At 58.2% G+C, this 3603-nt stretch carries 3 protein-coding genes; all 3 read left to right on the top strand.

Going from position 1 to position 3603, the window contains the following annotated elements; genetic code table 11:
* Positions 1-600, top strand: a 600-nt coding sequence (locus tag EGI20_RS16525; protein ID WP_498632785.1) for a phosphatase PAP2 family protein, incomplete at its 5' end; no start/stop codon positions are given.
* An 85-nt stretch (positions 601-685) separates the two neighbouring features.
* Positions 686-3214, top strand: a complete 2529-nt coding sequence (locus EGI20_RS16520) for an SLBB domain-containing protein (protein ID WP_498632783.1) — start codon at positions 686-688, stop codon at positions 3212-3214.
* Positions 3211-3603 (top strand): Wzz/FepE/Etk N-terminal domain-containing protein (locus tag EGI20_RS16515; protein WP_498632781.1); only part of this gene is annotated, 393 nt, incomplete at its 3' end. The genes EGI20_RS16520 and EGI20_RS16515, both read left to right, overlap by 4 nt.

The following is a 3603-nucleotide window of genomic DNA, read 5'->3' as shown; positions in this document are numbered from 1 at the left end:
TTCTGGTCCGGCGTCACCATCGGACTAGCTTCGCTGGCCGACGAAAAATGGCGGGACAAGCTGGCCGGCCATGAAGACAACCGCAGCATCAAGACATGGGACAAACTGGGCAAGGCCGCACCCTTGCTGGCGGTAGGCGGTGCAGGCATGGCGCTGGCACTTGGCGACAGCAAGCTGCAGAACACCGGCTTTATTGCCCTCCAGTCGGCTGCAGTCGCGGCAGGTAGCAGCATGCTGCTCAAGCAAGCCTTTAACCGTGCACGACCGGATGAGGGTCAAGGCCACTGGAGCCGGCAAGATGCAGGCCAGTCACGTAGCGACAGCAGCTTTCCGTCCAACCATACTGCAGTAACATTTGGCGCCATCACACCATTTGCCGCCGAATACCGTGCACCCTGGCTATATGGTGTTGCCGGCATTGCCTCGCTCGGACGTACGGCCAAGGGCAAGCACTGGGTATCGGATGTTGCGGCCGGCGGCCTGCTCGGGTATGCGACAGGGAAATGGCTGTGGAGCGCACAGCGCGAGCGCGGCCGTTACCAGCCTATTTTCGACTTCGGCCCCGGTTACGCTGGCGTCAAAGTTGACGTCAGCTATTAACACCAGGCTTTCAAGCATAAAACAATACGATTTTCATCTTTGATTCGCGGCCTAGTAGGTCGCTCGCTTTAAAAGGGTTTTTTAGATGCAAAAAAAGCGACTCGCCATTCTGGCTGTCACGCTATCCATGGCATCCGCCCATGCGCTAACGCCGGAGCAAATCGCACTGGCCCGCCAGTACGGTGCCAGCGAGGCACAAATTCAGGCGGCTTCCGCCAGTGCTGCACAATCTGCGACCTCGCCTTCCGAAGCCGCACCAGCACTAGCCCCCACCATACAGCCGCGCACAACAGCTGCTACCGCCAGCAAGGCAGGCGAACCTTTCGGTTACAGCCTGTTTGCCGGCATGCCGACCAGCAATACCCCGCTTTCCGATTTACCGGTGCCAGACGACTATCTGATCGGCCCCGGTGACGAGCTGAAAATCCAGCTCTACGGCAAGGAAAATGCACTGCATACCTTGCGCGTCGGCCGTCAGGGCAATATCGACTTCCCCGGCCTAGGCCCGATTTATGTAGCCGGCAATAGCTACCAGCAAGTCGCCGTCGACCTGATCAGTCGCATCAAGTCGCAGATGCTGGGCGTAGACGTATTCGTCTCCATGGGTGCCCTGCGCATGATGCAGATCACCGTGACCGGCGAAGCCTTCAAGCCGGGCGCCTACAATGTCAACGCACTGACCACCATCACCCAGGCCCTGCAGGCTGCCGGCGGCCTCAATACCGGCGGTAGCCTGCGCAAGATCCAGGTCAAACGCAATGGCCGCGTGGTACAGGAAATGGATCTGTATCAGCTCCTGCTTAAAGGCGACAACAAGGCAGACATCCGCCTGCGCGCCGGCGATGTAGTGTTTATTCCTGCCAAAGGCCCCAGCGTAGCTATTGATGGACTGGTACGCCGTCCGGCCATTTACGAACTCAAGGGCAAGACCTCGCTCAACGAGATGATCGCACTGGGTGGCGGACTCAAGCCGGAAGCATTGGACGAAGTCAGGATTACCCGCCAGAGCGAAACCGGGCCGCAACTATTCAATATCAGCACCGGCAGCCGCCAAGCCGCCGCGTTTAGCATCCGCGATGGTGACGCGGTATCCGCACTACGCGTATCCGATACCTACAATAATGCAGTCGTGCTCAAGGGCGCAGTTCTGCACGCAGGACCAGCCAGCTTCAAGCCGGGTATGCGCATCAACCAGTTGATCCGCAGCCCGGAAAAAGACCTGCTGACCAGCACTGATCTGGAATACGGTGTCGTGGTACGGGAAGTCGATGCCTCCCGCCGCATCCAGGTATTGCAGTTCAAGCCGGGCGAGGCCATGCGCAACCCGGGCAGCCGCCATAACCTGACCCTGCAAAAACGCGATCAGGTCATTTTGTTTGCCAGCAACATTGCTGACAGCTTTGACAAGAACCTAAGTGGAAATACCGCGCTCAAGCCATCCACGCTAGAACAAAAAAATATCGACAATGCTGCAGCACAAACCGATATCACGCTAAAAACGCTGACACAGGAGAGCGCGACAGAAAAAGTCATCGATAACAGTCGCGAAGCCCTGCTGACCGACGTCATCTCCCAGCTCAAGCTGCAGGCCGGCCCCGAGCAGGCGGTACAGATCGTCGAAATCCGTGGCGAAGTGCGCTTTCCCGGTATCTATCCGCTGCCGCGCAATGGTGTTTTTTCCGACCTGATCACGGCGGCAGGGGGGCGCACCGAGGCGGCCGACCGCATAGAGCTCAGCCGTTATCTTGCCAATGGCCGCGAACTCAAGCTGACACATAACAGCTTCGATATTCCACTAAATGATACGGAGGCCGAGCGCCTGCTGACCCAGCCGTTGCAATCCAAAGACCGTCTCAACGTGCTGGCCCAGCCCGAATGGCGCGAAGAAATTACCGTCAAACTGGAAGGCGAAGTACGCTATCCAGGCAGCTATATGGTCAAACGCGGCGAGATGCTCAGCCAGCTGATCCGCCGCGCAGGCGGCCTCACCAGCTTCGGCAATCCGCAAGGTGCCATCTTTACCCGTGAAAGCCTGCGCGAGCAGGAGCAAGAAAACCTGCGCCGCATGAACGAAGAACTGCGCGCTGAAATGTCTTACGCCCAGCTACGCAGCCAGGGTAATCCGCTAGCACAAAAAGCCGACCCTATGGCGGGACAAAAACTGGCGGAGCAACTGGAAAACACCAAAGCGCTGGGGCGTCTGGTGATTAACGGCCCGGCCGTAGTGGCAGGCGAAAAGGCCTTCGATATCCTGCTGGAAAATCAGGATCGCCTGTTTATTCCGCAGCAACGCAATAGTGTCAGCATTATTGGCGAAGTGCAGTTCCCATCCAACCACACCTATCAGCGCGATCTGGACATGCAGGACTATCTGGAGCGGGCCGGCGGTGCCAAAAAGCGCGCCGACACCAGCCGCGTGTATATCGTCAAGGCTGACGGCTCGGTCCGCATGCCGAGCGGCAACTGGATCTACAAGAGCACGCCGCGCATAGAACAGGGCGATACCATTATCGTTCCGGTTGATAGCGAGAGCCGCGATGCGCTCGCCACCTGGACTGCCGTCACCCAGATCATGTATCAGCTGGGTGTCGCATGGGCGGCGATCAAACCATGACCAATATGCAAAACGAAATGACTCAGCCAATGACGCATGAACAGGACGACGAGATCGATCTGCTCGAACTATTCAAAACCCTGTGGCAAGGCAAATGGCTGATTATCGCCAGCACCCTTATGTCCACCGCCATCGCCGTGGCGGTGGCGCTGAATATGCCCAATATTTACCAGTCCAAAGTACTGCTGGCACCGGCAGAAAGCGAATCCGGCGGCGGTCTGGCCGCGCTGGCCGGACAAATGGGCGGTCTGGCCAGTTTAGCTGGGGTCAGTCTGGGCGAAGGCAAGGCAGGCAAGAGCGATATTGCCGTCGAAATCGGCAAGTCGCGCCAGTTCGTCACCCGTTTTATCCGCAGCCATCAGCTGGAAGTGCCGTTGATGGCCGCCACC

Source organism: Aquitalea sp. S1-19, assembly GCF_024343515.1.
Note: the sequence above shows the minus strand (reverse complement) of the source record. Positions and strands in the feature narration are given on the sequence as shown.

What these genes read in the sequence shown, in the direction of transcription:
- EGI20_RS16520 (WP_498632783.1), top strand. Translation starts at nt 686, where the DNA reads ATGCAAAAAAAGCGACTCGCCATTCTGGCTGTCACGCTATCCATGGCA.